The sequence below is a fragment of the Caulobacter sp. SSI4214 genome (genome assembly GCF_012184455.1).
Classification (GTDB): Bacteria; Pseudomonadota; Alphaproteobacteria; order Caulobacterales; family Caulobacteraceae; genus Caulobacter; species Caulobacter vibrioides_E.
Genome location: NZ_SZWJ01000051.1, coordinates 21483 through 29808, shown reverse-complemented (window position 1 = coordinate 29808; position 8326 = coordinate 21483). Strand labels below are relative to the sequence as shown.

Genomic DNA, 8326 nt, shown 5'->3' with positions numbered 1-8326 from the left:
GCGCGCCAAGACCGGCCATCGCCACGGCCGCGCAAAGCACGGCGGGGCGGACATGTCGGGAGAACATGGAAAGTCCCAGATGAGGTTGCTGACGAGGGGGATCGCGCGCGATGGCGCGGCGTCGTCAGGCTCTGGGCGGTTCGTTGGGCGCGTCGGGCGTGTTGGACGGCGGAACCCCGCCGGCTTCCGGCTTCAGGGTCGGCGGGAGGATCGTCTTGAACGCGAAGGTCGCGCCGACCGCCGGCGCGACGGGCGCGGCGTGGTGACAGTGGCCGTGCGCGCAGGCTTCGGCGCCCGCCTTGCCGGGATAAGCCTTGCCGGGATAAGCCTTGCCGGGATTGGCATTGTCCGCGTGGTCCGGACTCGCGACCGCATCGACGGCGCCGACTTGAGCGCTGGCGCCCGGCGCGTCCTCGGCGCCGCAGACCAGGGCGTCGACCGCCGGCGTGACGGTAAAGACCAGCAGCAGGAGCGCGCACAGCGCTCCCGACACCGTCTTCAGCCAGTTCCGCGTCGAAGCCATGGGCTGGCTATAGCCGAGAAGCCGCGAGCTGAGAATGTGTTACATAATCACGGCCGGCCAGCGCCCTTGAAGATCCAGCTTGTCTGGTTTGGAGGGATCCCTCCAAGCCCGACAAGCTCTAGCTCGGCAGCGCGTAGGCCACAAGCGCGTCGCTGATCTTGGTCTCCATGAAGTGATGCCCGCCGGCCATGATGACCAGATACTGCTTGCCGCCGATCTCGTAGGTCATCGGCGTGGCCTGCCCGCCGCCGGGCAGGTGGTCGGTCCACAGCGTCTTGCCGGTCTTCAGGTCGACGGCCCGGATCAGGTCGTCGGTGGCGGCGGCGATGAAGATCACCCCGCCCGCCGTGACCACCGCCCCGCCGTTGTTGGGCGTGCCGATCTCGATGGGCAGGCGCGAGGGAATGCCGAACGGACCGTTGTTGCGCGCCGATCCGAACGGACGGTCCCACAGGGTCCGGCCGGTCCGCAGGTCGATGGCGGTCAGCCCGCCGTAGGGCGGTTCCTTGCAGAGCAGGCCGGTGACGGGCAGGCGCCAGCCGGCGTTGACGTCGATCGCGTAGGGCGAGCCCCACTGCGGGTCGCCCGCGCCTTCCGCGCCCTTCTTCATCGAACCGCCGCGTTCCTCGCCGCGCGGCGCCCAGCCCTTCTTGTCGGCCTCGGCGCGAGGCACCAGGCGGTTGTAGTTCGGCATGTCGTTGTAGTTGGCGACGATGACCCCGTGCGCCGGGTCGACGGCGATCCCGCCCCAATCCGAGCCGCCGTTATAGCCGGGATATTCCACGTAATGGCCCTTGGTCTCGGGCGGGGTGTAGAAGCCCTTGTAGGTCGCGCGGCGGAACTGGATCCGGCAGATCATCTGATCGATCGGCGACATGCCCCACATCCGCTTTTCGGTGAGGTCGGCCTTGCGCAGGGTGTGGAATAGCGAGAACGGCTGGGTCGGCGCGCGCTGCTGGGGTTCGACGCCGCCCTGGGGCACGGGCTTTTCGACCACGCCGGTCAGCGGCGCGCCGGTGCGGCGATCCAGAACATAGAGGTCGCCCTGCTTGCCCGGCAGCACCAGGGCGGGGACGGTCCCCGAGCCGGTCGGGAAGTTGACCAGCGTGGCCTGCGAGCCGAGGTCGTAGTCCCAGACGTCGTTGTGAACCGCCTGGAACGACCAGACCTTCTTGCCGGTGGTCACGTCGAGGGCCACCAGCGAGCTGGAATGGGCCTTTTCCAGCGGCGAGCGGGTGGAGCTCCAATAGTCGACGGCGCTGTTGCCCAGCGGCAGATACACAAGGCCCAGGGCCTCGTCGCCGCTGGCGGTCGTCCACATGTTGGGCGTGCCCCGCGTATAGGTCTGGCCGGGCGGCGGCGCGCCGGTCAGGTCCGGGCGCGTCATGTCCCAGGCCCAGCGCAGCTGCCCGGTGACGGCGTCATAGCCCTGGATCACGCCCGAGGGCGCGTCGCGCCGCTGGCCGTCCAGGACCTGGTGGCCCGTGACGACCACGCCCCGGACGATGGTCGGGGCCGAGGTGATCGAGAACATCCCCGCCGCCGCCTTGCCGACGCCCTGGTTGGTGTCGACCTGGCCGCCGAAGCCGAAGCCCGCGCAGGGCTGGCCGGTGCCGGCGTCCACCGCGATCAGCCGCGCGTCCAGCGTGCCCTCGATGATCCGCCGGGCGCACGGTCCCGAGGCGTTGGGCGCGGCGTAATAGGCGACGCCGCGACAGGCGGCCGTATAGGGGATGTGGATGTCCGCGACCTTCGGATCGAACCGCCAGCGTTCCTTGCCGGTGGCGGCGTCGAGGGCGATCATCACGTTCTTGGGCGTGCACAGATACAGCGCGTCCCCGACCTTCAGCGGCGTGGTCTCGGCGCCGTACTGCTTCTTGGCCTCGGGCGTGTCGGGCATGTCGCCGGTGTGGAACAGCCAGGCGCGCCGCAGCTTGCCGGCGTTCTCCGGCGTGATCTGGGCCAGGGTCGAGTAGCGCTGCGCGCCGTAGGTCCCGCCATAGGCCGTCCAATCTGTCCCGGCCGCCATCGTCCCATCCATCGCCAGAAGACCGCTTCCCGAGGACGGCTCGCCCGGCTTGCCCGGCGCGGCGGCGATGGCGACGGCCGCGACGCCGACCACGGTCATGACCAGGGAGCCGGCGAAGAGCCCGCCGGCCAGTTTCCGCGCCCGCCGGTCGAGGGTCAGCAACGGCGCGCAGGCCAGGGCCAGCCACAGCAGGACCAGCGGCCCGACGAGCCTCGGGACCAGCGCCCAGCCGTTCAAGCCGACCTCCCAGAGCGCCCAGACCAGGGTGGCGGCGAACACCGCGGCGTACAGCCACACGCCGGTGATCCGCCGCGTGATCAGCAGCACGCCCGAGACGATCAGCCCCAGGCCCGCGAGACCGTAGTAGGGCGATCCATGAAGCACGGCCAGCCAGGCCCCGCCGACCGCCAGAACCAGGCCGATCAGCAAAAACGCCGCGCCCAGAAGACGCGGCGGCCACGAAGCCACACCATTCGAGCGCTCGCCGTTCAGGGGCATGGTCCGTCCTCCAACATGGTCGGATAACCGCCCTGGCCCGGCGTGGTTCCGGACCATGTCGGCTCGCCGTCATTGGACAGCGGCGCGGCGCGCCTAGAGCCTTATCCGCTCGAATGGAATCATTCGAGCGGAAAATAAGGCTCTAAATCAAACATTTAGAGCGTGATAACCGCCGAAACCGCTCACACTTTCGGCTATCACGCTCTAGGGGGCGTCCGCCAGGCGCGGACTTTCCAGGGTCAGGCCGAGGCGTTTTCGGCCAGGACGATCGCGCCCAGGACCCCGGAATTTTCCCCCAGCGCCGGCGCGACGAGATAGTCCTCCAGAACGCCCGGGCGGCGAAGGTCGGGAAGATAACCGCCCAACCAGAACGCGACGCGCTCGCGGGTCCGGGACAGCACGTGAGGCGTCTGACCCACGCCGCCGCCCAGCACGATCCGACGGGGCGCTATCGTGTAGGTCAGCGCGACGATCATCTGCGCCAAGTAGTCGGAGACGAGGTCCCATAGCGGATCGTCGGTGGAAAGGGTTTCGGCCGGACGGCCCAGCCGGGCGGCGAGCGCGGCGCCGCTGACCAAGCCCTCCAGACAATCTCCGTGAAACGGACACGCGCCGACGAACGGATCCGACGCGGGATCGCGGCGCACGGGCAGATGCCCCAGCTCGGGATGCAGAGCGCCATGAACGGGCGCGCCATTGACGACCAGACCGACGCCCACGCCGGTTCCGACGGTGATATAGGCATGGTCGGCCAGACCCGCGCAGGCGCCCCAACGCCCCTCGCCCAGCGCCGCGCCATTGACGTCGGTATCGAGTCCGATGGGCAGTCCCAATCCGCTCAAGACGCCCAAGAGATCAACGCCGGACCAGCCGGGCTTGGGCGTCGCCAACAGCCGACCGTGGTCCGCCGCGCCAGGATCTAGCCTCACCGGTCCGAAGGTGGCGACCCCGACGGCCCTCAGACCCGACCGGGCGCGTCGCGCCTCCAGCACCTTGAAGAGCGCCTCCAGAGTCTCGTCTGGCGCCGTGGTGGGAATGCGAACACGGTCGCATAGATCCTCCGGCCCCGACCCAAACGCGACCACGACCTTCGTGCCGCCGATTTCCACGCCCGCATAGGTCATTGAGCATCATCTCCAAGACGTCGCTTCACCGGATCGCCGCCCGCTCGTCGGCGTCATGATCGCGTTCAAGGCGGCTCTGGACGTCGAAGATCATGGTGGCGCTTCCTTCGGCGGTCATCGGATCCCAGCGCGGCAGGCCCGCGTGGTTGGGATCCCCGCTCCGCGCGAAAGCGACGAAGGCGTCCGCGACCTTGGCGCTCAGCGCCGCGGCGTCTTCGCCGCCGCCCGTCATGGAGTCGCAGCGATCGGTGTTGGCGAAGGCGAAGGGGATATCCAGGCAGTGAAACGCGCGCGGCCGGCCATCCAGCACGGGCGAGCGCCAGTTGAACGCGTAGAGATAGGCGGGCGCTCCGCCCTGGCGCGCCTTGACCGCCGCTTGATCGACGGCGGCCTGACGGATCGGCGCGGTCGCGATCCGCGACCAAATATCGAAGGGACTGGCGTTCGGCGTTCGCCGTCGAAACGCCGCCACCAGGCCGGCGCCCCTTCCCGGCAGGAAACGCTCGGCCCTCGCGGCGAGCTCGGCCTCGCTCATGGTCTCGACCTCCGGATGGTTTATTCCGTGGACGAACTCATTGAGCGTCGTGCCGACCATCAGCGGCACGTTCGCCGAAATCGCCGGCGCGTCCGGATGGAACGGACAGGTCGGCAGAACGGCCCCGTCGACCACGGGGGCGAAATCGAGCTGGTTCGGGATAAGGCGGGCGTCCACGAAGCCGTCGAAAGGCTTGTTGACCCGCGCCCGGACTCTTTGCCCCGCCTCCAGAAGGCGCGCGTGCGGCATGGTCTGAAGGCGGGCCGCGTCCGATGCCGAAAGGCCCAGTTCGGCCAGGGTCAGATCGGTCAGGCGCCGCGCCTTCTCCTGGGAGACGGCCCAGCTGAACGAGCCGCTCATGACGATGGCGCGATGAAAGAGACCGCGGGCGGCGGGCATGCCCATCAGGGTCGAGACCTTGGCCCCGCCCCCAGACTGACCGAAGATCAGGACACGATCAGGATCGCCGCCAAACTGGGCGATGTTGTCGCGAACCCACGCCAGGGCCGCGACGATATCGAGCATGCCGACATTGCCAGACTGGGCGAACCGCTCGTCGACATGGGACAGATCGAGATACCCCAGGACATTCAGGCGATGGTTCAGGGTCACGACCACCACATCGCCGCGGCGCGCGAGGTTCTCGCCGTCGAAGGCGGGCAGGTCGTGCCCCGAGCCGGCCGCGAAGCCTCCCCCGTGCAGCCAGACCATCACCGGTCGTCGACCCGAGGGCGCCAAGCCAGGCGTCCAGACATTGAGCCTTAGGCAATCCTCGCTCTGAACGGCGTCGTTCCATTGAAAGACAAAGGCTTCCTCGTCGTTCAGGCGACCCGTTCCCTGGTCCTGGGGACAGATGGGCCCGTAGTGGCGCGCGCTGCGCGCGCCCGTCCAGGGCTCCGGAGGGCGCGGCGGCAGGAACCGTCCCGCCCCGCCCGTGGGCGCGCCATAGGGCACCCCCTTGAAGATGTTTATCCCGTCGCGAACATAGCCGGCCACGCGCCCTGAGGCGGTGGCCGCTTGCGCCACGCCCGCGCCGGCGGTCAGGCCGGTCCTCGCGGCCCGGGTCGTCGCCCTCGCCGGCCCCGCCATCGCGCCCTGGGCGCCCGCGACAAGCGCCGCGCCCTTCAGGATGGAGCGGCGCGCCACGCCTGAGCCGCGGCGATCCTCGAAGACACCGCTCATGGAAGAACCCTCGGTCGCTGCGACGCTCATCGACGGATGCGTCTGGTTTCCAAAGAGAGAAAGTCGCGGGGAGAGCGGCAGGGGCGCATCTCCCCGCGCGAGAAAAGGGCCGCTTCGCCGCCGCGATCCCCGCGACGGCAAGCGCGCCCATCCTCAGTTGGGAGAATGATCAAGCGCGGACATCGGCGCCCGCGCTGATCCGTTCGGGCCTAAAGCCAGTTTATCGGCTCACACCTAAACATGACGCGCTCTAGTTGAAGTCCAAGCTCAGGTTCACGCCGATGGTCCGCGGACGCGGCCCGGCCAGCAGGGTCGGGCCGTTCGCGGCGGTGGGCCCACGCTCGTCCGACAGGTTCTCGCCAAAGAGCTTGACCGTATAGGCGCCCTTCCGAACCCCGACGCTGGCGCGATAGAGTTGGTAGGGGTTCAGCGTGTTGACGGTGGGATCACTATTGCGCGCCTTGCCGACGGCGGTGGCCGAGGCGTTGGCGAACACGTCGTAAGCCCCGATGCTCTTTTGATAATTCACATCCAGGCGCCAGTTGTACGGCGGCGTGTTGAAAAGCTCCTGGCCGCTCTTGTTCCGCGGATTGGCGGCGGCGAAGGCGGGGATCACGTTGGTGAACTCCGAGGTGTTGACGTTGCCAACCACGGCCAGGTTGAGGCCCTCGATCGGGGTGTCCCACGACGCCTCGATATCGATCCCTTGCGTCTTGGCGTCGCCGAGATTGGCGAAGGCGGACAGGCCGATCGACGTATTGAAGGCGCTCTGCAGGTTTGTGTACTTGATGTCGTAGGCGCTGACCGAGAGGTGGAGCTTGTCGTCGAACAGCTTGCCCTTGGCGCCGATCTCGATGTTCCGCAGCTTGTCGGGCGTCAACGAAACGCCGGTCGGCACGCCGTCCGCGATCACCGCGTTGGCTTGGGCCTGCGACTGCAGGATGCCGCTCCGGAAGCCCGTGCCAGCGTTGAAGAACAGCATCCACTTGTCGGACGGATAGTAGGCCAGGTTCGCCCGCCAGGTCAGGGCGTCCGGCTTGGCATGGCTCGTGATCAACTGACCGTTGGTCACGGACTCCGAGGAGCGATCATCCTTGAAGTAGCGGAGCCCCAACAGAGGCACCAGCTTGCCGCCCATCAGGTCGTAGCTGACTTCCGAGAACACCGAGGCATTTTCCGTGCGGGTGATCGTGCTTCCCCCCAGCTTCAGCGTGGGAAAGTTCAGGGAGAAGGTATAGAGGCCGCGCGCCTTCTGGTAGAAGGCCCCGCCCACCCAGTGCAGCGGGCCATCGCCGGATGTGGCGAGGCGGAACTCGTTCACGAAGCTGTTGGCGTCGCCGCCATTGATCAGCGTGCCGATCCCTAGCGGCGCGCCAAGGTTCAGCGCCACGCCAAAGCCGCCCGGCAGCGACTTCTGGTATGAGGTGGCGTTGGTCAACGTCAGACCATCGAACGCATGGGTGATGGTCGCCGAGTAGTAGTTCGCGCGCCGACGATCATAGCCGTTGACCGTGCCCTGATAGGCCGCGTAGGGCGGATCCACCGAATTCATGACGTTCAGATAGTCTTGGTCGGTGCTGAACCGCCAAGCGCGCAGTCGCACGGTCGTGAGGTCGGTGGGTTTCCACAAGAGCACCGCCTGGAGATTCTTGGCGATGACGCCGTTGGCGTCCGTCTTGTAGGGCGTCCCCACCGGAGCCCCCTGATAGATGTCGTTGTAGCCGGCCCGCTTGTCATAGCCGCCGCTGACGCGCAGCCCCAGCTTGTCCTCGATGATCGGGATCGAGACCGCGCCGGCCACGCGATAGTTGGGATCGCCCGCCTCGCGCGTCCCCGACAGTTCGCTTTCGGCCGTGAAGCCCATCCGGCTAAGGCTGGGATTTTTGGTGCGATAGATGATGGCGCCGCCCATCGAGCCCGAGCCGTACAGCGTGCCTTGCGGCCCGCGCAGCACTTCCACCCGTTCGATGTCGAAATACTGCAGCGGCGGCGCGGCCTGATTGTTGGGAACGCCAAACGGGGTATCGTCCAGATAATAGCCGATCATGCCGTCGCCGACCGGTCCGCCGGCGCCCGAGCCCCGGAACGAGAAGATGCGGTAGCCCGCGCCAATTTCCTGGGCTTGCGACGCGCCCGGGATCATCTGGATCAGGTCCGCGCCGTCGCGCACCCCGCGCTCGGTGAGCACCTTCTCGGAGAAGGCCTGGATCGCGACGGGCGCCCGCGCGATGACCTGAGAGCCCCCCTTGAGCGCGGTGACCACCACCTCGTCGAGCTTTTCCGGCGTCGCCGCGTCGCCCTGGGCTTGCTGGGCCAGAGCCGGACCGCCGGCGGCGGCGATGAACGCGCCGGCTAGGGCCGCCAGGCTAACCCCACGCCAAAGCGCTGAACGCGACCGCGTGTTGAATTCAATCTTTCTCACGACGATACCTCCC

5 protein-coding genes are annotated in these 8326 nt (G+C 68.0%); all 5 read right to left on the bottom strand.

The genetic code is table 11. The features are described 5' to 3' along the window. Positions 1-124: 124 nt before the first annotated feature. A complete protein-coding gene (locus FCU40_RS14970) occupies positions 125-523 on the bottom strand; it encodes a hypothetical protein (RefSeq protein ID WP_168075957.1) in 399 nt (132 codons plus the stop codon). 118 nt (positions 524-641) lie between these two features. After that, on the bottom strand, positions 642-3050 hold the full coding sequence (locus FCU40_RS14965; RefSeq protein WP_168075955.1) for a membrane-bound PQQ-dependent dehydrogenase, glucose/quinate/shikimate family: 2409 nt from the start codon (positions 3048-3050) through the stop codon (positions 642-644). Between the two features lie 239 nt (positions 3051-3289). Further along, positions 3290-4174: an ROK family protein gene (locus FCU40_RS14960; RefSeq protein WP_168075953.1), complete on the bottom strand. Its 885-nt coding sequence runs from the start codon at positions 4172-4174 to the stop codon at positions 3290-3292. Positions 4175-4199: 25 nt separating this feature from the next. Continuing rightward, positions 4200-5891: a carboxylesterase/lipase family protein gene (locus FCU40_RS14955; protein WP_168075951.1), complete on the bottom strand. Its 1692-nt coding sequence runs from the start codon at positions 5889-5891 to the stop codon at positions 4200-4202. A gap of 250 nt (positions 5892-6141) precedes the next feature. Further along, on the bottom strand, positions 6142-8313 hold the full coding sequence (locus FCU40_RS14950; protein ID WP_168075949.1) for a TonB-dependent receptor: 2172 nt from the start codon (positions 8311-8313) through the stop codon (positions 6142-6144). Between the last annotated feature and the right edge of the window lie 13 nt (positions 8314-8326).